Raw genomic sequence first — 26,194 nt, 5'->3', positions numbered from 1 at the left:
GCGCATAGTTACCGGCCGGTGTCATCCCGGTCCCCAAAAATGGACCATGTCCGCCTGGCCCCACCTCCTTTGGCAACCCCGAAATCGCCGGGCATTCCGCGCGAGGCGCCTTGCGTTTTCGACAGTCACCCAGGGACAACGTCCGCTTAGTGCCATTTATCGGGCACCGGCTCTCCCCGTTCGTCGCGGGGAGTATGGCAGTCCCAGCAAAGCGACACCAATGCGAAAAAGATACTTCGCGTGTTGCAATTTCCTCTTCAGTGGGGTTCGCTCGAGCGTTTTCCACAAGCCTTCCCTTTCCACGTTCGCTGGCCCCATCGGTTTGTTCCGCAACCGCCGCAAAGACTCCGCCTCTCCTCCGAAGAAGGATTCCCAAAAAAGAAGCTAGGATCCCCCTACAATGAGGCTGAGACAAAGGGATTGCCTAAGCAACATGCTTCCGCCCTCCTGGCCCAAGGAAACGGGCGTCCAGTCCGCAACCAAGCCTTCGCCTCTGGATTTTTCGCTCGCATCCGCATAGAACTTCCTTGGTGGCCAACCTCTAAGGGCAGTTCCTTCTGTCCCATCGGCACTACCTACCCCGCCCGCCGGGCCCAAAGTCCGAAGTCTTCTCAAGCAAGCGGACACCGCGTCCGAGCAGCCCTCGCCGCCTTTCGGCGGGATCCGTAATGGACAATGTAGGGTAAGGCTCCTTTTTTGTGTGCCGGTAACGTTTTCGGCCCTACTGCCCAGAAGCCATGAGGGTTTTTCGGAACGTGCCAAAAACAAATGAATTCATACATTTTGACATAAAACGGGGAAATTGGGGGGCAGGCAAAAGAGGGTCGTTCAGTCACAAACTTCTGCCAAGCAATGCGACTTCGAGCCAGCCGCCAAAACGACGAATACGGTGGATCGAGCAAAAACGTGATCCGTTCGCGCTCAAAGACTTCATGGAAACGGGGCTCCGGTCGATTTTTGCGCAACCTGTACGCGACCGTCGCCCTACGGGCTTCTTACGTTCCAAAGCTCCTCTTACCAAAGAAGAAACCATCACCAATTAGGATGTCGGCGATTTGTCAAGCAACGACGGTAACGCTTCCCACCCGTTCCGTTGTCCTTCATTTTTGGAGGGAGCGGGTTGATCCTTGGCACTCAGCCCCGCAAGACCACCCGGTTGCGCCTTTTTCGGCCATGACACATCGGCCGCCTGGGAAAATCGTCCTTTGAAAGAAGAGCCTCTGGGACCTCTGACTGTAAACGTCCTTCGAAGGTTTTGTTCTTTGCTGGAAGCTCCTGCCGCCTCCGGCTGACCTTTTTTTGAGCCTAATCCAGAAGGTCGAAGAGCGACTGTCGCCTTTTATTCTCTGGCTCCGCCGAGTATTCTTAAAAGAAAAAAAGCCCCAAAGGGATCGATCACGCTACGCCGAAGCGTGGTCCCTCTGGAACCTAGAAGGCAACGGGAGAGATCGATGGATGAACACAGCGACATTCCGTCTTTATGGCCCTCTTAATGACTTTTTACCTGCCCGTTTGCGGCAACGTCTTTTGGAGCGTCCGGTAACCGGCCGTTCCACGGTTAAGGATAGCCTCGAGAGCCTGGGAGTACCCCATCCAGAGATTGCCTTGATTCTGGTAAATGGGAATCCGGTTGACTTTCATTACTTAGTCCAGGCGGGGGATCGAGTCAGTGCTTTTCCCCAATTTTGGCAGTGGGAGATTTCCTCTCTTTCGAAGGTTTCGCCTCCTCCCCTGGAAGAGCCGCGGTTCGTGGTGGATGTGAATCTCGGCCGATTGGCTCGCCACATGCGGCTTTTGGGATTTGATACCCTGTATTTGCCCCAGGCGGAGGATGAGGAACTGGCCCGCAAAAGTTGTGAAGAAAAACGATGGCTTCTCACCCGGGACCCAGAGCTTCTTAAACGGTCCTGCGTGCAATACGGCTATTGGGTGCGTCAGCGCTACCCCGGGGATCAAGCGGTAGAAGTGATCCAAAAGTTCTCTTTGGAGAGCGCGGCGCGCCCGGGAAGTCGCTGCCTGGTTTGCAATAGCCTCCTTGTTTCGTTCGCACGAGAGAGCTTGCCGCCAGAATGCTGGAGCCAGGTCCCTCCGCGCGTACGAAACCATTACAAAGAGTTTCGGCTTTGTCCCGGGTGCTCCAAAGTGTATTGGGCGGGAACCCACTGGGATCGCATGGAGCGTTTTGCTTCTCTTGTACTGGAGCGAACTCGCAAGGAATCGCAAGGAAAAGCTGGGAAACCATAGGATCTGGTTTTGGCCAAAAATAGGGAGCTCGATATCAATTGAGCTTGAGTTGGTTCGACAAAGAGCTCATTGGTGAACACCTTTTTTGAAAGTGGTCCTAGCGTAAGAGGATAGTGCCCAACGGGGGCCGGAAAAAAAGGAGCTAGCATTTGTGGGGAGAACAAGGGAAGGAAGTCCTTCGCTAAGAAGTTTGTTCCATGGAACTCTGGCTCTATAACACCCGGACAAGGAAAAAGGAACGTTTTGAGCCTCTGGAGCCCGGACTGGTCCGCATGTACAGCTGCGGTCCTACCGTGTATCACTATGCCCATATCGGCAATTTCCGGGCGTTTCTTTTTTCAGATCTTCTTCGGCGAACCCTTCGGTACTTTGGGTTCCGGGTTTGCCATGTCATGAACTTTACTGATGTGGACGATAAAACCATCCGGGAAGCCCGGGAATCAGGTAAGAACCTGCGAGAATTGACCGATTTTTATATCGAAGCGTTTCGGAAAGACATGGCCCTTTTACGAATGGAGACCCCGGAATACCAGCCCCGGGCCACCGATCATATTCCCGAAATGATTGAGCTAATTGCGAAACTTCTCCAAAAAGGACACGCCTATATCGGTGCAGATGGCTCGGTCTATTTTCGCATCCGGTCCTTCCCCGCGTACGGACAGCTTGCGCGACTGGACTTTTCCGGCTTGAAACCGGGTGCTCGGGTTGCTCAGGACGAGTACCATAAGGAGGGTTTAGGTGATTTTGTCCTCTGGAAAGCCTGGAAACCGGAAGATGGCGACGTGTACTGGGAATCTCCTTGGGGCAAGGGAAGGCCCGGATGGCATATCGAGTGCTCTGCTATGAGTATGAAATACCTGGGGCCGCGGCTGGATATCCATTGTGGGGGGATCGATCTCATTTTTCCTCACCATGAAAATGAAATTGCACAAAGCGAAAGCGCGACCGGTGTCCCCTTTGTGCGTTTCTGGTGCCACTGTGCCCATGTCATGGTCGAAGGGCAAAAAATGTCCAAGTCCCTAGGAAATCTTTACACGGTTCATGACGTCCTCGCGCGCGGGTACGAAGGCCGCCACTTACGCTACGCGCTTTTGGCCACAACCCACTACCGGCAGACGCTCCAATTTTCGTGGGAAGCTATGGAAGCGGCGCGCTCGAGCATGGACCGCATCGACGACTGGATCCGCCGGTGGGAGGCGTTGGAACCGGATCACTTCCTGCCCGAAAACAAAGACGAACTCGGAAAGGGGTTCCTCGAACGTTTTGAGCGAGCGCTGGCCGATGACTTGAATGTCCCGGAGGCGGTAGGACATCTTTTTGACTTTATCCGGGTGACCAATCGGATCATGGACGAAAAGGGCCTACTGCCGGCGATCCCGGCTATTTGGGAAAAGCTGGATTCGGTATTAGGTCTAGGAAAGCCACAGGAATGGATTCCTCCGCAAGTCCAAGCGATTCTAGAGGAGCGGGCCCAGGCTCGCGCGCGGAAAGATTGGTCGACGAGCGATCTTTTGCGGAATCGGCTGGCCGAGATGGGATGGGTGGTTCGGGACACGCCCAAGGGGCAGGAAGTACGAAGGGGAAAATCTGGGTCCTAATCTCTGAGTTTTCTAGAACCAAGGGCGAGGAGCCAATCGAGGCACATCTGCATCTTCCGGGTTAGGCGAAGTTTTTCTCACGCTACGCTTTTCCACGCGGCAGACAAAGTGGGCGCGGAAGAAAGATCCTTTCCTTTTGGGAATGAGAACAGTTAACTAAAAGAGAGCCGAGGAGTTATAGGGGTGAGGAATTTTCCTTTTGGCTTCCCGGCTTTTCGCGAACAAAGGCGGAGGTTCTCGCCGGAAACGGCTAACCCATGGGTTGGCGCGATTCCGTAGGTGAGGACACTGTCTAGACGACAAAGGGGTTTCCGATCATGTGTCATGACCGGGTCCGGTTTATCGCTTTGGAAGGTCCCGAAGCTTGCGGCAAATCCACGCAAATCCAGCAACTGGAGAAACGACTGCGTGGGCTTGGCTTTTCGGTTGTGGTGGTGCGGGAACCCGGGGGAACCCTCCTGGGAGAAGCTGTGCGGGAACTCTTTCGTCACACGCCGGTAGCAAAAACCATCGTTGCGAGGGCTGAACTTCTCCTGTTTGCTGCGGCGCGCGCCCAGCTTGTCGAAGAAGTGATCCGTCCCGCTTTGGAAAGAGGTGCCTGGGTTGTCACCGACCGTTTCTCGGAATCGAGCTTGGTTTACCAGGGTACTGTGCGGGGATTACCCTGGTCTGAAGTAAACATGGTGAACCGTTGGGCTACCCAAGGACTTCTGCCGTCGCTGACGCTAGTGCTGGACTTGCCCATTTCTGAGCTTCGCAAAAGGCTGATCGCCCGGAAGGATCACGGCAATGACCAGATGGAAGAGGAGTTTGCCGGCCATCTGGAAGAGATTCGAAAGGGTTATCTAACGCTCGCCCGAGAGGAACCCGAGCGAATCCGCGTGGTGGAGGCCCACGGATCTCCCGAGGAACTTGGCCAAAAGATCTGGGAGGTGGTTTGCGATGCCTTTTGCCTACGCTGAGGTGCTGGAGCGGATCCGGGCCGCCCGGTCTGCTGGCCGGCTTGCTCACGCCTATCTGTTTTCTGGCAAGGACCCTCAGGGGCTTCGCTCGCTGGCCCTTGAGGTGGCAAGCGAGGTTCTGGAAGGTGATGCTACGGGACACCCCGATTTTTTTCCTGTCTCCCCGGTTTCCAAGACTCGACGCATTCGCGTGGACCAGATCCGGGAATTGGTCCGGATGCTCCTATTGGCTCCCTTGAGAGCCGCCTACAAAGTGGCTTGGATCGCGGAAGCGGAGCGAATGTGCGTGGGAAACGCAGAAGCAGCAAACGCTTTCCTTAAGATGCTCGAGGAACCACCCGCCAATGTGATCGTTCTTTTGACTACGACAGAACCCGAACTTCTCTTGCCAACGATCCTTTCTCGATGTATCCGGGTGCAATGCAAAGGAGGCCAGCTCCTGCCCGAGGAGGAACCCGAATGGATTCGCCAGTGGTGGGAAAGCCCCTACACAGGAGCATTGCGAGCGTATCACAGGGTTTCCCTTTGGTCGAATCAGTGGGAAAAGGTGAAGGAGGAAGCCAGGGAAATGGTAGGAGAGGAGGAAGCAGAAAAGGAGGAAGAGGCGAGCCTTGTCGAGCGAGAAACCCGCAGAAAACAACGTGCGCTGCTTTCCTTGTTGGAAGAAAGCTACTGGAGGCGGGCCTATCGAGAACGTGCTTGGGAGAAGCCCCAATGGGCGGAAGTTTTGGGGATGTTGCGGGGGTTCGAAGCGGCTCACCGGGCGATGGAACAGGGACTGGATCCGGTTTTTGCAGTCGAGGCAGCTTGCCTGCTTTGGGAGGAAGAGCGCTTGCTTTTTGAGAAGCTTAGGAGTGGGGAGAAGCTAGAGGCCCGGTAGGGAAATTGTCCATCCCGTTGCCGGTTCCCCGACCCAAAAAAAGGGCTCCGCGGCAACCGTTCGATACAGAGAAAGCGAACCCCCCGCTTCTTACGAAAGGGCGGCAGCGAAATACCAGAGCAAGAAAGGAAATTTCGGATCATGGATTGGCAGACCATTATGGAGTTAGTGCGGCTCATGGAGGAGCATGACCTGGCAGAGATCGAAATTGAAGAGGAAGGATTTAAAGTCCGACTCAAAAAGGCAGAGCCCAGGGTCTTGGAAGAGAAACCCACAGTTCCCACCGGTCCTCCAACCACCGCAGGACCGCCGGCGGAAGAGTTTGAAGAGATCCGATCCCCGATGGTTGGTACCTTTTACCGAGCCCCATCTCCCGGCGCCCCTCCCTTTGTAGAGGTAGGGCAAGAAGTAACGGAGAACACAGTGGTCTGTATCATCGAAGCAATGAAAGTCATGAATGAAATCAAAGCCGGCGTTCGGGGCGTGATCACGGAGGTGCTGGTGGAAAATGGGCAGCCGGTTGATTTTAACCGGCCCCTTTTCCGCGTTCGAAAAAAGCTCTCAAAGCCTTGAATAGCTCCCCGATTGTGGCTGATGCCACGGAAAGGCAGGGAGGAGGCCGCTAGCCAGGGGCTTTTGAGCAAAATCCTGGTTTCTGGTCGCGGCTCCTGTAACCCGTAGCTGGTTCTCATTCGACTGGAAACCCCTGCCGACCACCTTTTGAGAAAGGCTTTCGCCCATTATCTTGGGTGAGGAAGTTTCCCTGCAGGTGCTTCCCCTGGAAAGCTTGTGAAAGCCCGCGCTTTTTAGCAAAAACGTTCCCCAACGAGACACGCACGGCGTAAGAGCTGCCGCACTCTCCGGCGGTAGGATCGGCGCCAAAGGATTTTTTCTGTACGCCTGTCGTGCCATCGTGGAACACGCTTAGTCGGGAGCACCAGTTCTGCGAGTTGCAGTTCCCATCGACTCACCAAAAATCCCTCCCTCACCAGGGGTGAAGCGCAAAGCGTGCCAGGCAGAAGGACGATTTGCCGGTTGCCAACGCGCCTGAAAGCTCTCATCTTCGTTACACGTTTCATGAGCCTTTCAACGGTTTTGCCCCATCTATGGGAAGAGATCCCTGCTCCTAACGGACAAACCTGGCGGTACTGTTCCCTTGCTCGCCTGACCGAGGCTGGCCTTCCGGTCCGTCAACTACCGATCTCTTTACGCGTGCTTTTGGAATCGGTAGCACGTCATTGGGATCACCCTGCCGTCGGAATAGAGCGCGTGGGGATCTGGACCCAATGGAAACCGGACAGTCCTCCCACTACCGACATTCCTTTTTTTGTCTCGCGGGTACTGTTGCAGGATTTTACCGGGGTTCCGCTTCTGGTGGACCTAGCTGCGCTGCGATCGGAACTGGCTCGGCAAGGGGGAGATCCTTTGCAAGTGGAACCCGTTGTGCCAGTCGATCTCGTCATTGACCATTCTGTCCAGGTGGATTTCTTCGGATCTCCCGAGGCCTTGCAAAAAAACATGGAACGGGAAATCGAGAGGAATCACGAGCGTTACCAATTTCTCAAGTGGAGTGGAGAAGCGTTTCGAGGGCTTCGAGTCATTCCCCCGGGGGTTGGCATTGTTCATCAGGTCAATCTGGAGTATCTCGCCAAGCTGGTATGTGAAAGAGAGACGCCTCAAGGACGGATTACCTTTTTTGATACGCTGGTTGGGACCGATTCTCACACGACCATGATTAACGGCCTTGGCGTGCTTGGCTGGGGAGTGGGAGGGATTGAAGCGGAGGCTTCCATGCTGGGGGAACCTTTGTGGGTTACATTTCCCAGAGTCATTGGTGTTTATCTTCGCGGAGAGCTCCCCTTGGGAGTAACCGCTACGGATCTGGTCTTGCACCTCACAGAGCGGCTTCGCCGTTATGGTGTTGTGGGGAGTTTTGTCGAATTTTTTGGACCCGGTGCTACGGCCCTCTCCGTTCCCGACCGGGCCACCATTGCCAACATGGCTCCGGAGTACGGTGCTACCATCGCCTATTTTCCGCCCGACCAGCGGGTTGCTGAATACTTGGTTGCTACGGGGAGACCCAGAGACTGGGTGGCGTCGGTGGCCTCCTACTGCCAAGCTCAGGGAGTATGGGGTATCCCCGATTGGGAGCATCGGACTTTCTACACCGACGTCCTCGAAGTGGATCTCGGGAGCGTGGAACCCAGCGTGGCCGGTCCCCGCCGTCCTCAGGATCGGATTCCCCTAGCACGACTCAAGGAAAGGTGGCAGAAGCTTTTACAAGCTCCTGTTGCGGAAGGGGGATATGGAATCGATGCTGGAGCAGCTTCTGCACGGTTTCCTTTCGGAAGAAGCCAGAGCGAGCCACCAGGAGAGCCAACCGAGCCAGCCAACCCTGTTCTTGAACCCAGCGAAGTAGAAATGGCCGACGATCATCCTGTGGCTCTTTCCGTTTCACAGGAATGCCTTTTTCCCCGTGAGATCCACATCGGGCATGGATCGGTGGTCATTGCCGCCATCACTAGTTGCACCAATACTTCTAACCCCTCTGTCATGGTAGCCGCCGGGCTTGTAGCGAAGCACGCCGTGGAGCGGGGTTTACAGGTTGCTCCGTATGTCAAAACTTCCCTTGCCCCTGGATCCCGAGCGGTACCCCTTTACTTGAAGAAAGCTGGCCTTATGCCCTATTTGGAACGGCTCGGATTCTATGTTGTAGGGTTTGGATGCACCACCTGCATCGGCAATAGTGGACCCCTCGACCCCTGCTTGGAACAACTTGTCGCGGAACAAAAGCTCGTAGTGGCCTCGGTCCTTTCTGGTAATCGAAACTTTGAAGCGCGGATTCATCCCGCCGTTCGAGCCAATTTTTTATGTTCCCCTCCCCTGGTCGTTGCCTTTGCGCTCGCCGGTCGGATCGACTGTAACCTTTTGGAAGAACCGATTGGTTTCACCCCGGCGGGCGAACCCGTTTACCTCCGTGACATCTGGCCCTCCCAAGAGGAGTTGTGGCAGGCCCTTGCGGCTGCTTGGGATGCCGAGCTTTTTCGCGCGGTGTATGACAGATGGGAGGAGGCAAGCCCAGCATGGAAGGAACTGCAGGGTCCCACTGGTCCTCTTTTTCCCTGGAGAGAGGAAAGTACCTACATTGCAGAACCTCCCTTTTTCCGCGGGTTATCCCCGGAACCGGAACCGGTAACCGATATCCTAGGAGCCCGAGCCCTTGCGATTCTCGGCGACTCGATTACCACGGATCACATTTCCCCAGCAGGCTCCATCCGAAAAGATTCCCCGGCAGGGCAGTACCTTCTCCAGAAGGGGGTTGAGCCAAAGGATTTTAATTCCTACGGGGCCAGGAGAGGGAACCATGAAGTCATGGTTCGCGGCACCTTTGCCAATGTCCGACTTCGGAACCTTATGACACCCGAACTTGAGGGGGGATGGACGGAACACCAGCCCTCAGGACAGCGGATGAGTATCTTTGAGGCGGCTTGCCGCTATCGCGAGGAAGGGATCCCCCTGGTGATTTTTGCGGGAAAAGAATACGGTGCGGGTAGTTCGCGTGATTGGGCGGCAAAAGGTACGCGCTTACTGGGAGTCCGAGCGATCGTTGCGGAAAGTTTCGAACGGATCCATCGTTCCAATCTGGTCGGCATGGGAGTGCTTCCCTGCACCCTTGAGGGAGGTTTTCGTCTCCCCACACTGGGTCTTACGGGAAAAGAAGTTTTTTCGATCGTGGGTATCGAACCTCACCCACAACCGCGAGCCCCCCTCGAGCTCCACATTCACGCTCCCGATGGGACCATTCGAGTGGTTCCTCTTCGGGCATGCCTCGAAGGGACCACCGAGGTAGAATATTTCCGTCACGGAGGGATTCTTCCCTACGTTTTTCGGAAACTCCTCAACCGAGCCAAGCCTGGGTAGGGATCGGCTAGGATGGGCGCTCCGGTTCGGTTGTACCCACCGAAGGCGAGCCAACTTCTCTTTTCTCTTTGTTCTTCGGGGTGATCAACCGGAAAAGGGACCGCACGTGAGGCGCCTCTCCACGTTTCTCTGGGGGTGGTTCGGAACGGCCCACAAAAAGTGCGCCCTCCTCTACGACCAGTATGGGACTGGAGACGTCCCCGTAGAGTTTCCCAGTCCGCTGCAGTTGCACCCGTTCAGTTGCCACCACATTCCCGCAGACCGTTCCCGCAATCACCACCTCCCGGGCCCGGATCTGGGCTTGAACAATACCCGACTCTCCGACCACAAGCCGACCATCCTCCGAAAGAAGCTCCCCCTCAACCTTGCCATTGAGTTCCAACTCCCCCGTAAAAGCCACGCTTCCACAAAATTCTGTGTCCTTCGTGAGGACGGTCACTCGAGACGCAGAGCCAGAAGGCTTTCGCTCAGAAAACCCCTGACTTTGGAAGACACTCATGCTTTTGCCCTTACACTACAAGCGACGGGTGACGCAAGACTCGAATCAAAGGAGAACCATCTGCCTTCCAAAAAGGCGAAGAGGGGTGACCTTGAACCCGCCCCAAAAAGGGGTGTACCAGCCCTTTCGGTTTTACGGCGTTGAGTCTTCGCCGATCGGACGGGCCCGCCGAACACTGGGAGAAGAAGCGGCTGCCACAGGCTTCCCGGTTGCCGACACCGCTGCCATCACCTGCTCCGCCGACGGGGGGTAGGAGGACGGCAGCGGTTCTTTTTGAATAATGACCTCGCTCCCTACCGGAAGCATATTGTAGACGTCCAGAATATCGTAGTTGCGCATCCGAATGCATCCGTAGCTGGACGGCTGCCCAACTAACTGCTCTTCGTTGGTTCCATGGATATAGATCCCCCGCCGGTAGGCATTGCGATTATGGGGCTCCAAGCCTTTGAGCCGTAAAATCCGTGTTAGGATACTATCCGTACGAGGCTGGTAATCCTGCCTGCGGCACAATGCTACGTTGACCACCTCCCCTGTAAACCGCCGATGATAAAATTTCCCCCCCACGGGAACTCCATCTCCAATTTTCTCGGCGACGATAAACCGGCCAAGCGGAGTTCGAAAGCTGCGCGGCTCGTCTCCGATGCCAAAGCGCGATGTGGAAACCGGAAAACGCTTGATGGGCTTTCCATCCTTTTCGATCTGCATGGCTTGATCATGGATACTAATCCGGGCGACATACATGGGAGAAGGTCCGCGCCCAGCACAGCCCCCGAACAACACGACCACGCCAACCAGTACACCCGCCCTGGCCAAGAAACGGATCGAAGCCCACATGGTTTTCATAGTTTTGGTAAAAAAAGAAGAAACTCAACCAAAAAGTGAAGCTTTCGCACTTTTTCCAACTGGCAGTCTATTCCCGTGAACTCCTCTCGGATGGCTCTTTTACCAAGCTCCTCGCTTTGTAACGCACAGCGTGCCGGCCCAAATCCTCACCGGCCGGTTGATGGCCGCTTTTCCCAGGGCTCTTGCCTACCGGGTGAGCAAAAGCCGCCAGTCCCCACCCAAAGAAAACCTTTCCTAGGAGCTCGGCTGCCGGTAGGGAGCTTCTAAAGCATCCAAAAGAACGCGTGCCCCCGGAGGGGGTGGAACATCCCCGTAGAGAATTTGCGCGGGCGTCACTGGCCGCCCGTAATACGCTTCGTTCGTCTTAGGCGCTGCTGCCACGACTGCTCCTTCCACGGACAGCCCACCGAAGATCCCCTGGCTCCGGCTATAGGTATAGATGGCAGCCAGCGGCATTACCCCGCCTTCGGCCGTTCGCCCGACCGGGCCGGCCGAAGCACTGATATCTCCTCCGAGCGTGAAGTTGGTCTTTTGAGCAAAAGCCTTAACAGCTTCCGGGGTATTGAGAACAAAGACAAACTCAGTCACCTGTACTCCCACTTGAAATCCATACCCGATTCCCCCCAGTACAATGGCCGAAGGGCCCGACCATCCTTGTGCCGTACGGGCGACTACTAGCCCCTCCCCCCCTCGGCCACTGAAAAGAAACCCCGCCTTTACCACCTGAAGGACCGCCAGACCCTTAGCGTCGCGGAAGACCGCCTCTGGAATGCCATCCTCAGGAAGATCCTTGAACCTGCGAATGATCGCCGCTGCTTGTTCAACTGTGCTCTGAAAGTCTCCCGCCCAAACGCCTTCCAACCCAAAAAACCCCAGTAACACCAAAAGGAAAACCGACCAGCGAAGAGCCGCACCGCATGCAAATCTCACGCGTCGGAAAACTAGGAAAAGCGTCAGGTAAAGGCAATTCAAAAAAGAAAACCCCCTTTTGACTGGCTGCCAACTGGTCCGGCAGTCCCAGCAAGGGGGGTTTCAAAGACCGCTACTTCTAGGCTCCTGCCGCCCTGCGCTCGCAGCAGGAGAAACTCCCGAGCTCAACACAGACTAATACGCCCAAACCACTTATTCGTTCTTTTTTGCGATATTCCGGATCACAAAAAACACGACGAACCCCGCTACCAGCGTAATCGCAGGTACCCAGAAGTACGCGGAAGGTGCCCCTTTGGATGGCTCCAGCCACGTGGGAAGACCCGCAATCCAAGGGCGAGACAGAAGATCAGCGATCATGGCCACCTCCTTTTCGGTATTACCAAAGAAAAACGTAGCAAGTTTGCAGCAGTAGACAAGAAAAACCTTTCATTAGTAAGAGTTAGGCCCCAATAGTGCGCGAATCCGTGGTAAGAAACGGCAATCCTTTCTATCTAAAGGACTTGGAAAAGGACCCCTTTTGAATCTCATGTTCCTTCTTTTTCCTTTTTTGAAAGAGCCTACCTTACCGATCCCCGACCCGATGGCCCCTCTTCTTTAATCCGGAAGCTTCTCTCCGTCGCCCACAGGATCCCTCCGAACACCCATCCGCAGCCTCAAGCAACCATCACAAGCTTTGCAATGTAGCCATCTTCTTACTATTCAGGCTGAGGAGTCGTGCCCAAAACGCACTTTTTTCGCGGAACGATGTCCTGCCTCCTCGTGCCCCGCCTAACATTTTCTTCGCAAGGGAAGAGCCAATCCCACGCTGTTGTTGCGTTCCAAAAGACCGCACGAGTCGAACCCGAGCCGCTGCCGGATCTACTGGCAGCAGGTTTTTTCCTTTTTGCTGAAAAGAAAGGCTATCTTCTTCCGCTAAGCGGTTTTTTTTCTTTTCAAACGGAACCCAAAAGCGAAACCACTTCACCTCGGTGGGATCCGCGTAAGCGATCACTCCGGTGGCCGTTGCAGCTGTCTGCTTTGTTCTTCTGTCCAGCATCCGCTCAAGAAAAGAGCCGCCGTCCGTTCTCCCCACAACGGTATCCTGGGGAACGACCATCCCTGTGACGGAAAAAGCGGAAGCGGGTGAAGGGAATCGAACCCTCGTTTGAGGCTTGGGAAGCCCCCGTTCTACCATTGAACTACACCCGCATGCGAGCTTAAAATCGTGGTCCAGTTCGCTACACCTATCGTTATAATGGAAAGGCCGTGCGGCAGCTGTCAACGACCTTTTCCCGGAGCGGGCCCGAAGTCAACCCTGGCCCTATCCTTTTCTGGCAAAAGATTCTTTCCCTTTTGGGGGAAACGCTTGCCATCTCTCGTTGGCCAGCCCGAAGGCATTTTTTCCCCATTGAGCTAACGAACCTGTTCCCGGAAGGAAAAAACTTCCAAGTTCGGTCCCGAGGAGAACAAAAACATTTTTCTATTGACATGTTTAGATGCCTAAGAGTAAAGGATGCATTCCATACAGATCGCCGACGTCGTCCTTGGAAAAAGGTTATGGTAGCCCGTTTTTGAGATCCAACCGAACGAGGGTATCCTTTTTACAACGACAAAGGAAAAGGCAGGGACCAGCAGAAAAAGGAAATCGCAAGCGCTCTTAGCTGGTCCGCTAACGAAAGGAAAAGAGAAAAAAAACCAGCTCAAAAGGAGGCAAGATATGAAAGTACTCTGTGTTCTCTATCCCGACCCGGTAGAAGGGTATCCCATCACCTATGCTCGAGACTCCATTCCCAAGATCGAGCGATACCCGGATGGGTTTCCAACGCCCACCCCTAAGGCCATTGACTTTAAGCCCGGGGAGCTCTTGGGCAGTGTATCGGGTGAACTAGGATTGCGCCGATTCCTGGAGGAACGCGGCCACACACTCGTGGTCACATCTGATAAGGATGGTCCCGATTCTGTGTTCGAACGGGAGCTCCCAGACGCCGACGTGGTGATTTCCCAGCCTTTCTGGCCTGCCTACCTGACGAAAGAACGCATTGCCAAGGCCAAAAAACTCAAGCTCGCGATTACCGCTGGGATTGGGTCGGATCACTACGATCTCAAAGCGGCCATGGAAGCGGGGATCACCGTGGCCGAAATTACCTGGTGCAATAGCATCAGCGTGGCGGAACACGCGGTCATGATGATCCTCACTCTGGTCCGCAATTATATTCCCTCCTACAAGTGGGTGGTCAACGGAGGCTGGAATATTGCGGATTGTGTTTCGCGTTCCTACGACTTGGAAGGAATGGACGTTGGCGTGGTAGGCGCAGGCCGGATCGGGCGTTCCGTCCTCAAAAGGCTTAAGCCTTTTGACGTAAAACTCCACTATACGGATCAGCACCGGCTCCCGAAGGAAGTGGAAGAAGAGCTTGGAGTTCAATTCCACCCGGACGTCGAGTCGCTTGTACGAGTGTGCGACGTGATCTCCATTCACTGTCCCTTGCATGCGGGTACGGAAAACCTCTTCAATGAAAAATTGATCAGCAAAATGAAACGAGGGTCCTACATCGTCAATACTGCTCGTGCCCGCATCTGCGATCGGGATGCGATTGTCAAAGCGCTAGAGACCGGCCAGCTTGCCGGATATGCGGGTGACGTCTGGTTCCCACAACCCCCGCCGATGAACCACCCATGGCGATGGATGCCCAACCACGCAATGACTCCTCACATTTCGGGGTCAACTCTCTCAGCACAGGGGCGCTACGCCGCTGGGGTTCGAGAGATCCTGGAATGCTGGTTGGAAGGGCGGCCAATTCGAAACGAGTACCTGGTCGTTCACGAGGGAAAACTTGCCGGTGTAGGGGCACACTCCTACAAGGTGTAACGTCAACGCCGGTGGCCGACCATCGCGGGATCATCCCCGCCGGTTCCTCCGCAGTTTTGGCCTGCCCTCTCCGACCCAACGCAAGGAGAGGGCAGGCTTTTTTTAAACCGTTCGGGCCGGACTCTCGGTTTCCAAGCGATGATCGAGGAAAATCAGAGACCCATGGAAGATCTTTTGCACGACAAAATCTTTTCCCTTTTGCTTCCCTCTTTTCTCTTCCTTCGTTTCTCGATCCTCCGCAAAGAACCTTGCGATTGAAATCGAGGGGGGAGGAATGGCGGGTGCGTCCAGGGTGCACCATGCGGTGTAGAAGGTTGCAAATGATCGAGATGGTCACCAACCGCAATGGCGTCGATCCAACGGTCTAGCAAGGGATCTGGTGTCCAAAGGATTGGTGCGACGTGTTGACCGGAGCCGCGGCTACGCCAACGGGAGCAATACTGGATACGATGTGCACTGAACGTGGCTAGCCGATGATCTCCCAGGAGATCCAACCAGATGACGTTGACCTGTTTGTTCGCATCCAGGCCGCCGTCGCCGTGGTCAATGCCGTTAAGGTGCTCAAAGGCGTCACGGCGAGCCGGCGGTTCCATCGTTTCTTTGAACGGAAGAAGCGGTTATCCGGTGGCAAGCTGTAGCCTCCGTGGTACTACGTTGCCACGGCGAACAATATGAGCACTAAGACCGTCCGCTCTCCCTCCGAGGGTTCTTGGCATGTCACCGGAAGGCGATGAACTATGATGGGGACGGCGTCGATCCAACGCGATAGTATGGCAGAGCAACCAAGATCGCTTACTGCACTCTGCTCGGCCTACGCCGACGCTTGCAACCGGCCCGTCCCCGTCACGCGCAAGCATTCTGTCTGGGATAGGGTGACCCTGGAGGAGCGTACCTACCCCACGCCGCACTTCGGCTACGCCGTTGGGCGCCCAGATGTGCTACAAGGCCATTTTTACGGTGTGCAACGCCTACAGGGCAAAAGAAGACATCGGGATGTATCAGGAAGGACGCGCCCGTTCCGGCCATCCCGTTCGACCACGCCAGCGTGCACTTCGACAAGCGCACGTACACCATGGAGGGTGAGACCGTCTCACCTTACACGATCGATGGATGCAGGAGCGTCCCGCTGCGTCTGCGACAGGATGTGGTATCGGAAGCTCATCGTTAAAACAAAAAATCGCCATGCTCTGGCATGCGGCCTTACGCGGGGCATGGCTCTCGGGCAAAAGAACCTCGCCGCCATAAGGACAGGGAAGAAAACCTTTGGCGGCGGAAAAGTTGCGCGACAAGCCGGACTTGCTCCCTTGCCCTGCGTCGTCGTTTTCCGCCCAACGGGAGCCACAGCGCGAGACAAAAGCTCCAGCAAGTCTCCGGCAAAAAGATGCGGCGCGTTCGGCACATCAACCCCGAAACGGGTGGAAACATCGTCCAGGCCCCCATCGAGGTGGGATCGCTAGGATCGTGACGGAAGACTGCAGGAACATTCGCAACCGGAGGAAGGCCCGCCAGCACGTGTGCGCCCGTTGGCACCTCTGGGCATGGCGGCAGCTGCCGTCATCCTTTGTCGACTACGTCGATCTGGCCTCCACCAGGCAGAGCTAGTTGTGTTGTGAAAGTCCGGAAAAACGCTCGGGACATCGTTTCAATGTGTCCTCACCGTGTTCTCCGGGCACACAGTGATGTGAACGCAAGTCGGAAGATTGCCAGGATTGGTTTGAGGCCGCAGCTTCGCCAAGGACGGCTGTAAACAACGCCTGACGTTGGAAGCACGGGGAGGGCCAATCATCTCTGCGCTCTACAAGAAAGCCTGGGGACTTCCGCCGCGGGTTGTCTACCCCACGAAAGAGAACAAAGGGCGGGCTTGTAGCCAATAGAAAAAAACGCCTTTCCTTTTTTCCGGAGGAAAAGAAAAAAGAGCTTCTCCATTACACTCCCCGAAGCGAGCTAGCCTTCCTTTGGGAATACCCTAAAAAGTTTTTTTTCCTCTCGTCACACCGCATACCTCTTTACTTCTTTTCAACCAAAAGAGAACCTCGCCAGAAGCTTACTCCAAGAACGCGGCACGGGAACCACGGGATCTGACCTGTCCGAAAACCCGCGCTTTCGGGTCGTGGGGCTGCATGATCCGTCGCTTTATCGTACGAGCGTGGCGCAAACGGCAGCAATCCCACAGGCCAAAGGCACCAAACGCGCCCGACGCGTCGTGAAACGGTTCCGCAGGGGAAAATCTTGCACCCTCCCTATCACGGGTGGCCGCCTATCGGGCTATCGCTTTGGGTCATTCCTCATGGAGACACAAAATTTCACGCCCGGCCACCGGCCTGGGCGCCAGAACAGGCTTGCGGCTTGGGGCACAAGTTCATGACCCTACGGAAGGCAAGTTCTAGGCGAGCCTGGCCAAAGCCTTCCTTCGCTTTGCAGGTTTTTTGCTGCCAAAGCTCGACCAACAAAGGCAAGCTCCGGTTCGTGCCATAAACCCGAGGTAACGTAACCCCACGCCATACTTCAAGGCCTATTGCTCCCTTGCTTTCAGGGAAGAATGGATCTCACAAAAGGCCGAGCTTGCAGCCAAGGCTCGGAAAAACGCCATTGGGAGAGCTTTACTTGGGCTTGTCCCTTCCGTACGCTCGGCCCGTTCTACAGGACGCTTCGCGGACAGGGTGGGATTCGAACCCACGAGGCGGGAGGTCCCGCCTAGCGATTTTCAAGACCGCCCCGTTCAACCACTCCGGCACCTGTCCTCGCAATATCCTATTGAACATACAGTGATTCTTGTCTTTTCGCTGGCCTGCCAGGCCGGACCGGACCTGCGGAACCCCGGTCCTTGAGCACGGTTCGCAATACCTCCGCTACCGGGAAAGGCAAAAAGCCGCCTCCAGGTAAGCGTCGAACCTTTCGTGGCCCGCGCTAGGATCCGCGCGAAATGCTACCCGGCTCGTCAACCTTTTCTGCGTTTAGCTCCAGAATATTGCCATCGGGATCCTGAAGAAAAATCTGAGGAAAACCTGCAATACTATCTCGAATCACCAGAATCTTTCGCTCGGGGTCAGGAGAGTCAGGCGAAAACCCCCGTTCTGCAAGCCAAAAGAGAGCTTGAGAGAAGCTACGCACGCGGATCGCTACGTGAGCACTCCGCGAGGTTAACACCTGGCGCTTAGATGGAACCTGGGAAGGGTCGACAATCAAGTGGAGAGACTCCTCTCCTAGCCCATACCAAGCCCCCGGAAATGGAAAAGAAGGCCTTGGAATGGGCGTGAGCCCTAAGGAGTCCTCATAAAACACGCGAGCGCGTTCCAGGTCTCTGACGAGGAGAGTTACATGGTGAAGGCCGATGACATCAAGCATAGAAACACCTCGCTTCCAGTTAGCGTCTTTCGTTTCCTGTTTCGTTTCATCCTGGTAGCCCGTCGGTCCGGATGGGTCTTTTCCAAAGCTCTCTCCGAGTAGCCAGCTCTTGTAGCTTCTGCCGGCGCCAAAGACTTACACAAGAGAAAACCTCTCCCCACAACGGAGGCCTTTTCCCTACGTAATCGCGTCCATCTCCTCCACCGTAACAAACCGGTAATCGAGCGCCTTAATGGATTGGATCAAAAGGGCCGTGGTTTCCACCACGCTAGCGGCATCAAATACGAGTTCCCGACTACCTGAAGATTCCCCATCGTGGAGAGCTATAATCGCCCCCGGACAAAGCTCCCTCAGTACACGCCGTTGGACCACCCACGGCTCTTCCTTCCATCCCCTCGGAAGAAGCTGTTGGCCAGGAAGGATCGAGCATAGCACAACTCGTAAACCTTGTTGTTGCGCCAATCGAACGACCCTTCGATCACACGCCCCATGAGGCGGTCGAAAGTACCAAACGGCACCCGTAGGTTCCAAAAGCTCTGTGAGCACTTTTTGGCACATTTGGAGATCCGCGCAAAGTGCTGAATCGGACAGTCGCGTAAACTTGCGATGCCAGTATCCGTGGAGACCGATCTGGTGGCCTTTTCGGTGGGCCTCCAAGACCGGCTTTGGATAAAGGCTCACGCGACTCCCAAGCACAAAAAACGTTGCCCGCACACCTTCCGCCTCAAGAAGCTTCAGCAAGGCAGCTGTAAAACGACTGGGCCCATCGTCAAACGTCAAAGCCACAAGGCGTTGGCGCGTTTTTCCTTCCCAGAGAATTTCCGGAAAACGCCGCTTTTTGGCCCGAATGAGCCACGGCATGAGATAGGGAGCACGAAAGGTCATCACCAACCGTGCAAATCCTACCCAAAGACTGCGACAACCTCCAAGACACTCGTTCCGCTCAATCATTCCTTCGAACAAAAGGAAAAAGACCTCTCCATCTAGGGAGAAACAAAAAAGGCGGGCTCTTGACCCTGGACTTCCGGCAAGGGATATTACAGTTAAAAAAATTCCTACAGGACGAAAATCGGCGAATGCCCAGGGAAAGTTCAGCTCGTCCAGACCCGACCATCATGGTGATTTTCGGGATTGGGGGAGATCTCACGTGGCGCAAGCTTTACCCTGCCCTCTACAACCTCGCTCTTGATGATCAGCTACCCGACCGGTTTGCTGTGGTAGGACTCGACAAAAAACATTTTTCCACAGAGGACCTTCGTGCACGCTTGCGAGACGGCGTCGAACGGTTTTCGCGGCGAAAAGGGATTCAAGAGGACGTGTGGACGGAACTGACACGCCACTTGGAATTCTTGCCCGGGGATTTTGCGGATCCTCAAACCTACAACGCTCTCCGGGAACGCCTGGAACAGATCGAAAAAGACTGGGGAGATGTGAGGGCCAATCGCATCTTTTACTTAGCTGTACCCCCTTCAGTGGTCGAACCAATCGCCTTAGGGTTGGGAGCTGCCTGCCTGGCCTCCGATCGGCAGCGAGCCAGGATAGTGGTTGAAAAGCCCTATGGGCACGACCTGGAGTCGGCTCGCTATTTAAACAACATGCTCCGGAAGATTTTTGAGGAGTCTCAGATCTACCGGATCGATCATTATCTTGGAAAAGACACGGTACAGAACATCCTTGTGTTCCGCTTTGCTAACGCCCTTTTTGAGCCGATTTGGAATCGTCACTACATCGATCATGTCCAAATCACGGTTGCGGAACAGCTCGGCGTGGAACATCGTGGCGCGTACTATGAAAAGGCGGGGGCCCTCCGCGATATGATTCCCAACCATCTCATGCAAATTCTATCCTTGGTCGCGATGGAACCTCCCGTTTCATTTGATGCCGACGAGATCCGGAATAAGAAAATCGATGTGCTCCGAGCCGTTCGTCCCATTGCAGCCAAAGAGGTTCATCGTTTTGCGGTCAGGGGTCAGTATGGAAGCGGGTGGATCCGGGGAGAGAAGGTTCCCGCTTACCGCGCCGAACCGGGGATCGCACCAGACTCCAACACTGAAACCTACGTGGCTTTGAAGCTTTTCGTCGACAACTGGCGCTGGCAAGACGTTCCCTTTTACATGCGAACCGGTAAGCGATTGGCCGTTCGGGCTTCCGAAGTCGTGATCCAGTTCCGGCCTGTGCCCCACAACGCTTTCCCTTCGGAGCTGGCGCTAGCCTGGCAACCCAACCGGATTGCGATTCAAATCCAGCCGCAAGAAGCCATCTTTGTCCGTTTCCAAGCCAAACAGCCGGGACTCACAACTCGTCTAGCGCCTGTGGATTTACGCTTTGACTATCGGGAGGCTTTCCGGACCCAACCGCCAGAGGCCTACGAAACCTTGCTGCTCGATGTGATGGAAGGGGATGCAACCCTTTTCATGCGACAGGACCAGGTGGAAATCGTCTGGAGCATCGTGACGCCGATCCTGGAAGCATGGGAAGCTGCTCCTCCGATCGATTTCCCCAACTACCAGGCAGGAAGCTGGGGCCCGGAAGCAGCCGAAGTGCTCATTGCTCAGGACGGCCGGAGCTGGATCCATCCGGTGCCACTGGCTGAGGACGATTCCAACGGAGAAACCTCCACGGAGGAGTGAACTTCTGCCACGGGCGTTTTGGGCGCCACTTGCCTGGAAGCTTTTCTTGCGTCTTGCAAAGGTTGTACAATTCAGGGATCCCCGGGTCGTCCTTCCTCGGCGTCTTCGCCCGGATGTACTGGGATAGCGGGAGCCACCGGCTCCTCTTTTGGGGGAGACAGCTTTCTCTCTTGGCCGGGGGGAGTGGTGGGTGGGGCGGCAATCACAAGGTAGGATAAACCCGCAGCACCGTGACACGATGTGCAGGCTCCGCAGAGTTCCTGGTAGCCTGCGGCAAACTGAACGGCATTCTTCTCTTTGACGGCAAGCTCCACGCTGTTTAATGGGCCAAGGAGAGTTTCTTTAACCATCTCTTCGGTTGCCTTGGGCAACTTCGGATAGCGCGGATAGAGTTTTTCAAGCTCCTCCAGCCACTCCCGTATCTCCGCCAGTTCGAACGAGGCACGCTCCCATTGTCCCGTGGAACCGGCTTCCCACAGTCTTTGGTGATGCTGATAGATCCCATCCATAAGCTCTCCAAAACCCGGGCGATACTGAGTAGCTTCCAAAGCAAGGATTCGTTTCTCCAATTGATGAACACGCTCGGCCAGTCCTTGAAGTTTTTCCTCGTTCTCACGGAAGCGCCTGCGGATAACTGCTGGGTCTTCCGGAGCCGAGCATCCCCCAAAGATCAAAGAAAAAAGGAAAACCGCTACCCACCGACACCGAAAGGCCCCGGTGCCTTTTTGTAAGACACGCTTAGGGGAAACTGCCATGGGAAAGCCCAACCAAGGACTACTGGGTTCGCCAAAAAAGCCTGCCTCTAAAAAGCTTCTCAAAAAAGAAAGAGTTTTCTTTTTCTCTCCGCCCTTGGCGCCTTTTTCAACGAGGTGCCCCTTTCGGCTTATGCCAAACGGTCACCTCGGCAACGCACCACTGATATTTTCTTACGTGTTCTCGTAGAAGAAAGGGAAGATCCTTTCTTTGGACAAGCTCAAGCGAAACCCCCAGCCTTTTTTGAAGCTCCCCAAATCCGGGTACTAACCATTTTTCCTTCGGCGTATAGGTGCAAAGCCAGGTGTAGGGAGAAGAAAGCGCAAGCCATCCCCCCGGCTCCACGGCCCTCTCCAGCTGAACCAAAAGGAGACCCGGGTCTTGCACGCGATCCAAGAGATTCCATGCTACAACCAGATCGAACTGGCCCAGCCGAGGAAGAAGCTCCAGAGCGTCGCCGCAAACAAATCGAACCCGTTGCCGATCGAGCTCGGGAGGAACGCAAAACTCTACCTTTTCCGTTTGATCCCCTTCTACAAGGATAGGCGCCTCCAGTTTGCCTTCTTCCTGCAACCGGCACGCAGCTTCGATAAAAACGCGAGAACGATCCAGCGCCACTACTTCCCGGCAGAATCGACCGAGCTCAAAGGCACTCCTACCCACCGCGCAACCTACGTCACATCCTCGGGCATTTTCAGAAAGGGGAAGCTCGGCGACGACCTCTCGGACACAACGTGCAGGAAAATCGAGCGAATCCCTGGGACCAAAGGGATACGGCAGCTGCAAAGACGGCGGACCGTAATGAAAAAGGAGATACTGCCCCAGGGCCAGCTGAGTTTCGTAGAATTCTTCCATGCCAAAAGGCTAAGCCAGAAGCGACAAAAGATACGGTGCCGGGGAGTAGTGGGTAAGAAGTACGGTTTTCTGGCCCTGCCGCTCCATCACGACCTGGAGAAGGTCGATTTCCGGGGTCTTAAATGGCGCGTAGAGAATATCGTCATGGGTTGCGTTTCTTTTGATCCGGAACTTTTCCGGAGAAACCTCGCCGCCCAAGTGATCGTTCCTTCCCAGGGCAAGGTGGATCGTGCCAAGAATCTTCTCATCCTGGATGTCCCTACCCGAAGGCGGATATGGCTGCGTTCCAAAACCCAATTCCCCGATCACCCCGGCAGCCGCGTCAACACGGATCTTCTCGTTTAAAAGATCGACCCCTTGTCTATCCCCTCGCAGAAGCGAAAATTCTACTACCCTTCCCCCTTCCGCCCGTGCAACAGCTACCGTTCCGTCCTCCAGCCGAATGGGAAATTCACCCTGAGCTCCTGTCGGAACAAAGTAGACCTCTCCCGCGGGAAGATTGACCACATCAGGATGCTTTCCACGACAGATCCCATGGCTTTTCTGTGCCTCTTGCCCGGAGGTCGCAAGGGAAAGGAGAAACACCTGGTCACCCACTCGGAACTCTAATGTAAAAACGTCCGCGCAAGTTAATCCTTTGCGCAATTTTTCCGTACTGCGACTTACTTCCTCATAATCCGCCGAAAGCCCTGTCTCTAGGATGATCTGGTTGAGTCCATGTAAGGTTGCTCCCCGGAACCCAAACTGTTTGGCTTTAGCGGTCAGGGGTGCCGTTGCGGAGAAGCTAGAGAAACAAAGAAAAATATCGTACGAGGGATAGATGTGTTCATCAAACCAGTAACGACGCCCTTCCAAATCGTAGGCATCCTCGGGAAGGTCTAAATTACTTCCGCCAGTGGTGCGGTACGCATACAATTGTCCGCCAGAAAGTCCAAACTCTTTCAAAAGGCCGTTGTGTAAGCCAAGATAGAAAACCTCGTAGCCATAGCGCTGCGGGACAAGCGCAGGATGATTGAGGAAAGGAAGCTTTGGAAGGTCTTGTGGTTCGGGAAGATCGATGAGGAGTGCCAGTCGCTCGCCCGGCTGGGGATCGAAAACGGTGCGCAAAAGCCTGCCAAGATCAAATGGGGGATACGTCGACGAACCCATAGAATCATCCTCCTGTGGAAGTTGATACAACAAGACCCCTCCCGTGCACCTACTCCCCCGCTACTCCGGGTGAGATAGCCAAGAAAAAAAGCACAGGCGGCGCGGTCTTTCGTGCTATCAAGTTAGCCAACCGGCCAGGCGCTAGCAAATGCTAACAAGTTTGCAAAGGAGAACTTCGTTCCCGGCGGCAAGGCAAATCAAGCCCTTCTCTTCCTGATCCCGCCACGCTCCCAACCCAAACAAGCCCATGGTTCACTTTGGCTTGATAGGAGAATCTTCCCCCACAAGGTCAATTGGGGAAAAAGCCGGGCGCTATTCGACTTGGGCTAGCTGGCGACGCCCAGCCCCGTCCCTCTGCTGGGGCTCATCGGACGAGCCAATGGGGTAAACCCCTTGAACGAATCGCAGAAGGATTTCTTGCTTGAGTTTTTTCCTCCGGCCAAGATGCCGGCGGACCAGCTGCACAATTTCTTCCACTTTTTCGCTTGCTGACACGACCTCAAGCTTCGTCATCGTGCTAAAGTCCCCATCTCTCTGTTCCCAGCGGTTATGCAACGACTTTCGGTTCATCCCCGGCCAAACGCGAACCCGCGTAAGAAAGACCTCCACGTTAGGCAATGACTCAAGCATCTTCCCAAGATGGGGCGCCTCATGAGCCGGCACAATACATTCCAGTACAATCACTGAGGCACCGTTGGGGAACATCGTACTTCCGGCTTAGCAGGATTTATGCCACTTCATCCCTTTTTCGCTTACTTCCTCTCGACAAGAGAAAAAACGAGTTTTTTTCTTGCTTTTGCGTAAATTTTCGGTCTTCTCGAGGATACTTTATCGCATTAACCATGAGGGTCGACCCGAATGGCCATTTTTGGGACTTTTAAAGACCTTTCTTTTCCCGATGTTATCGCATTAGTTGCGAAGGATTCGGGCATCCTCAAAGTTTACCACCCTCGGTGTCGCCTGACCTACGAACTCCGAATCCGTAATGGCACCCTGGTGGGCATGACCGTTGGGGGGCGACCCGTGGAAAATACCCCTGCTCTTCGCCAGTACATGATGGAAATCGCCTTGGAGGAAAGCGCCGAGTTTTCTTACGAGCGCGTCCCCTTACCGCGCGAGCCAGCTGAGTTTGACTTGCCGGTGGAGCGGCTTGCCGGTTCATGCCTCGCAGCCCTTTCCGAACCTGATCCCTTTGTCGACCACTTGCCCCATCCCGACACGGTCTTTGTAGTCAACGAAGACGCAGAAGCTTGGCTCGAAGACGATTTATTTGACTTCTGGTGCAAAGTCTACCCGCTTTTGCAGGCGGGAGCTTCCGGATCCCAGATTCAAAAGGCGCTGGGACTAGACCTTCAAGAAGTCCTTTTTCAACTCTTTAAACTTCGGGCACTCGGTCTTATCATCCCTTACCGCCAGTTCGAAAAGAAAGCGCACAAGATCCAACCGGAACAGGGCGTTCTCCCCCACGCGCCCTCAAGGCCAAATCAACCGGACGCGGCACAACCCAGAACGCGGCCCCATGCGTCTATTGGCCGCAAAAAAGGATGGATCGGGCGTCTTATCGCGGCCCTGACCCGGCGCTGGTGCAATGTATGAAAACATCGGTTAATACCCTACCCATCAAAATCCTCGTCTCCGGACCGTTCGGTGCTGGAAAGACGACGTTTATCCGTACCCTGAGCCAAACGGAGGTTGTTGATACCGAAGCCCTATGCACGGATGGATCCATCAAACCCACGACAACCGTGGCCCTGGATTTCGGGACCATTCAGACGGAAGAAGCTCTCATTCATCTCTATGGGACTCCCGGTCAAGAGCGCTTCGTTTACATGTGGGAAGTGCTCTGCGAGGGAGCCTGTGGTCTTATCCTATTGGTTTCCGGGAAACATCCGGGACAATTTTCGCAAGCACGAAAAATCCACGATTTTATCCTCTCCCGGCTTCCCTTGCCGTTTGTCGTGGGAGTGACGCATCAGGATCTTCCTCGGGTGTGGCGACCGCCCGAAGTCGCGGGCTATTTTCAACTGGAAGAGGACCAGGTTCTGGGGCTAGATGCTCGGGTGGCCCCCAGCTCCTGGGCTCTGCTGCAGCGCCTTTTGGAAAAGCTTTGCAAAAGCTAGTTGCCAAAAGGTTTCAAAACTGACTACTGTTAGCCCCCCACGTTGGGTGACGGCTCGAAAAGCATTGACAGAAAATGAGAAAGAAGACACGCCTCAGAAGGAAAAGCTTGGAAGGTGTTTCTTTCCTAGCAGGAGTGTAACGCGGTTTTAGTTCTGGTCGTTTGTATCCCGGAAAAGAAAGGAGTTAGTAGTCATGGCATTAGCTGATGAACTGAACGAAATTCTCAACGAGATTCGCAGTGCTTTACCGGAGGTAACCGGTGCCATCGTGGCCACTTCGGATGGCCTTTCTATCGCGCATTCCTTAAGTGGCGGTGATCCAACTCGTGTGGCAGCCATGGTGGCCACAGCTCTCGGCTTGGGAAAACGGATCTGTGACACGCTGGGAGGAGGCCAGTTTAGCGAAGCTTCGGTGGTGGGAACCGGTACCCAAATTTTTGTCTACGCCGCCGGAACCAAAGGAGTCCTCTCTCTTATGGCCCGTCCCGGGGGGAACGTGGGTCTCATTCACCTCATTGCTCGAGATGCAGCGCAAAAGATCGCAACTCTTCTCCAATAGGAGGAAGCTTTTGCTTTCCAAAAGAGAGTCCAAGAACTCCGACAAGAGGGAGTGGCTA

Annotated in this window: 23 protein-coding genes and 2 tRNA genes; 12 read left to right on the top strand and 13 right to left on the bottom strand. The window is 55.0% G+C overall.

The features are described from left to right. The first annotated feature begins 1,455 nt into the window (after positions 1-1,455). The 5 genes from KK925_RS02660 to accB all read left to right on the top strand — a co-directional run bounded on the left by KK925_RS02660 (position 1,456) and on the right by accB (position 6,257). Positions 1,456-2,244: a Mut7-C RNAse domain-containing protein gene (locus KK925_RS02660; RefSeq protein WP_174582852.1), complete on the top strand. Its 789-nt coding sequence runs from the start codon at positions 1,456-1,458 to the stop codon at positions 2,242-2,244. Positions 2,245-2,441: 197 nt separating this feature from the next. Continuing rightward, complete coding sequence (gene cysS, locus KK925_RS02655) at positions 2,442-3,842, top strand: cysteine--tRNA ligase (protein ID WP_174582851.1); 1,401 nt, start codon at positions 2,442-2,444, stop codon at positions 3,840-3,842. Between the two features lie 317 nt (positions 3,843-4,159). Continuing rightward, on the top strand, positions 4,160-4,804 hold the full coding sequence (gene tmk, locus KK925_RS02650) for a dTMP kinase (RefSeq protein ID WP_174582850.1): 645 nt from the start codon (positions 4,160-4,162) through the stop codon (positions 4,802-4,804). After that, positions 4,785-5,684: a hypothetical protein gene (locus KK925_RS02645; RefSeq protein WP_174582849.1), complete on the top strand. Its 900-nt coding sequence runs from the start codon at positions 4,785-4,787 to the stop codon at positions 5,682-5,684. The genes tmk and KK925_RS02645 overlap by 20 nt, the downstream gene beginning before the upstream one ends. A gap of 141 nt (positions 5,685-5,825) precedes the next feature. Further along, on the top strand, positions 5,826-6,257 hold the full coding sequence (gene accB, locus KK925_RS02640) for an acetyl-CoA carboxylase biotin carboxyl carrier protein (RefSeq protein ID WP_174582848.1): 432 nt from the start codon (positions 5,826-5,828) through the stop codon (positions 6,255-6,257). Positions 6,258-6,490: 233 nt separating this feature from the next. Here accB and KK925_RS02635 read toward each other — a convergent pair whose 3' ends face one another. Next, positions 6,491-6,745, bottom strand: coding sequence for a hypothetical protein (locus KK925_RS02635; RefSeq protein WP_174582847.1), 255 nt, complete (start codon positions 6,743-6,745; stop codon positions 6,491-6,493). A gap of 16 nt (positions 6,746-6,761) precedes the next feature. Here KK925_RS02635 and acnA point away from each other — a divergent pair, with 16 nt between their 5' ends. After that, positions 6,762-9,605 carry an aconitate hydratase gene (gene acnA / locus KK925_RS02630; protein WP_174582846.1) on the top strand — a complete coding sequence of 948 codons (2,844 nt, stop codon included), beginning with the start codon at positions 6,762-6,764 and terminating at the stop codon, positions 9,603-9,605. Positions 9,606-9,612: 7 nt separating this feature from the next. Here acnA and KK925_RS02625 read toward each other — a convergent pair whose 3' ends face one another. The 5 genes from KK925_RS02625 to KK925_RS02605 form a co-directional block, all read right to left on the bottom strand. Then, on the bottom strand, positions 9,613-10,104 hold the full coding sequence (locus tag KK925_RS02625; RefSeq protein ID WP_174582845.1) for a bactofilin family protein: 492 nt from the start codon (positions 10,102-10,104) through the stop codon (positions 9,613-9,615). Positions 10,105-10,236: 132 nt separating this feature from the next. Next, positions 10,237-10,947, bottom strand: a complete 711-nt coding sequence (locus KK925_RS02620; RefSeq protein ID WP_214096233.1) for a L,D-transpeptidase — start codon at positions 10,945-10,947, stop codon at positions 10,237-10,239. A gap of 234 nt (positions 10,948-11,181) precedes the next feature. Continuing rightward, entirely contained in the window at positions 11,182-11,919 is a 738-nt protein-coding gene (locus KK925_RS02615; RefSeq protein WP_214096232.1) for a lipid-binding SYLF domain-containing protein, read from the bottom strand. A gap of 150 nt (positions 11,920-12,069) precedes the next feature. After that, on the bottom strand, positions 12,070-12,234 hold the full coding sequence (locus KK925_RS02610) for a hypothetical protein (RefSeq protein ID WP_174582844.1): 165 nt from the start codon (positions 12,232-12,234) through the stop codon (positions 12,070-12,072). 760 nt (positions 12,235-12,994) lie between these two features. Next, positions 12,995-13,065, bottom strand: a tRNA-Gly gene (locus tag KK925_RS02605). A 508-nt stretch (positions 13,066-13,573) separates the two neighbouring features. Between KK925_RS02605 and KK925_RS02600 the strand changes: the two genes are divergently transcribed. Together KK925_RS02600 and KK925_RS02595 are read left to right on the top strand one after the other, a co-directional pair. Further along, the gene (locus KK925_RS02600) at positions 13,574-14,725 is read left to right on the top strand and encodes an NAD-dependent formate dehydrogenase (RefSeq protein WP_174582843.1); all 1,152 of its coding nucleotides are present in this window, start codon (positions 13,574-13,576) and stop codon (positions 14,723-14,725) included. 473 nt (positions 14,726-15,198) lie between these two features. After that, complete coding sequence (locus KK925_RS02595; RefSeq protein ID WP_174582842.1) at positions 15,199-15,363, top strand: transposase; 165 nt, start codon at positions 15,199-15,201, stop codon at positions 15,361-15,363. A 2,014-nt stretch (positions 15,364-17,377) separates the two neighbouring features. Here KK925_RS02595 and KK925_RS02590 read toward each other — a convergent pair. The 3 genes from KK925_RS02590 to KK925_RS02580 form a co-directional block, all read right to left on the bottom strand. Continuing rightward, positions 17,378-17,466: transfer RNA gene (locus KK925_RS02590), tRNA-Ser, on the bottom strand. Between the two features lie 166 nt (positions 17,467-17,632). Further along, complete coding sequence (locus KK925_RS02585; protein WP_174582841.1) at positions 17,633-18,070, bottom strand: VOC family protein; 438 nt, start codon at positions 18,068-18,070, stop codon at positions 17,633-17,635. Between the two features lie 177 nt (positions 18,071-18,247). Then, the gene (locus tag KK925_RS02580; protein WP_174582840.1) at positions 18,248-19,021 is read right to left on the bottom strand and encodes a polysaccharide deacetylase family protein; all 774 of its coding nucleotides are present in this window, start codon (positions 19,019-19,021) and stop codon (positions 18,248-18,250) included. Positions 19,022-19,146: 125 nt separating this feature from the next. On the opposite strand from KK925_RS02580, the gene zwf reads away from it, so the two are divergent. Further along, complete coding sequence (gene zwf / locus KK925_RS02575; protein WP_174582874.1) at positions 19,147-20,700, top strand: glucose-6-phosphate dehydrogenase; 1,554 nt, start codon at positions 19,147-19,149, stop codon at positions 20,698-20,700. A gap of 71 nt (positions 20,701-20,771) precedes the next feature. On the opposite strand, the gene KK925_RS02570 is transcribed toward zwf, so the two are convergent. The 4 genes from KK925_RS02570 to KK925_RS02555 form a co-directional block, all read right to left on the bottom strand. Further along, positions 20,772-21,518 (bottom strand): hypothetical protein, encoded by a 747-nt coding sequence (locus KK925_RS02570; RefSeq protein ID WP_174582839.1) that lies wholly within the window; start codon positions 21,516-21,518, stop codon positions 20,772-20,774. A 43-nt stretch (positions 21,519-21,561) separates the two neighbouring features. Beyond that, positions 21,562-22,308, bottom strand: a complete 747-nt coding sequence (locus tag KK925_RS02565; protein WP_174582838.1) for a putative 4-mercaptohistidine N1-methyltransferase — start codon at positions 22,306-22,308, stop codon at positions 21,562-21,564. 9 nt (positions 22,309-22,317) lie between these two features. Then, positions 22,318-23,457, bottom strand: coding sequence for a M29 family metallopeptidase (locus KK925_RS02560; RefSeq protein ID WP_174582837.1), 1,140 nt, complete (start codon positions 23,455-23,457; stop codon positions 22,318-22,320). 312 nt (positions 23,458-23,769) lie between these two features. Further along, a complete protein-coding gene (locus tag KK925_RS02555) occupies positions 23,770-24,162 on the bottom strand; it encodes a hypothetical protein (RefSeq protein WP_174582836.1) in 393 nt (130 codons plus the stop codon). A 153-nt stretch (positions 24,163-24,315) separates the two neighbouring features. Between KK925_RS02555 and KK925_RS02550 the strand changes: the two genes are divergently transcribed. The 3 genes from KK925_RS02550 to KK925_RS02540 all read left to right on the top strand — a co-directional run bounded on the left by KK925_RS02550 (position 24,316) and on the right by KK925_RS02540 (position 26,136). Continuing rightward, complete coding sequence (locus KK925_RS02550; RefSeq protein WP_174582835.1) at positions 24,316-25,053, top strand: DUF4388 domain-containing protein; 738 nt, start codon at positions 24,316-24,318, stop codon at positions 25,051-25,053. Further along, positions 25,050-25,577, top strand: coding sequence for a GTP-binding protein (locus KK925_RS02545; RefSeq protein ID WP_174582834.1), 528 nt, complete (start codon positions 25,050-25,052; stop codon positions 25,575-25,577). Before KK925_RS02550 ends, KK925_RS02545 begins: the two co-directional genes overlap by 4 nt. 193 nt (positions 25,578-25,770) lie before the next feature. Then, complete coding sequence (locus KK925_RS02540; protein WP_174582833.1) at positions 25,771-26,136, top strand: roadblock/LC7 domain-containing protein; 366 nt, start codon at positions 25,771-25,773, stop codon at positions 26,134-26,136. Positions 26,137-26,194 lie beyond the last annotated feature (58 nt).

The sequence above is a fragment of the Candidatus Methylacidithermus pantelleriae genome (assembly GCF_905250085.1).
GTDB classification, from domain to species: domain Bacteria; phylum Verrucomicrobiota; class Verrucomicrobiia; order Methylacidiphilales; family Methylacidiphilaceae; genus Methylacidithermus; species Methylacidithermus pantelleriae.
Note: the sequence above shows the minus strand (reverse complement) of the source record. Positions and strands in the feature narration are given on the sequence as shown.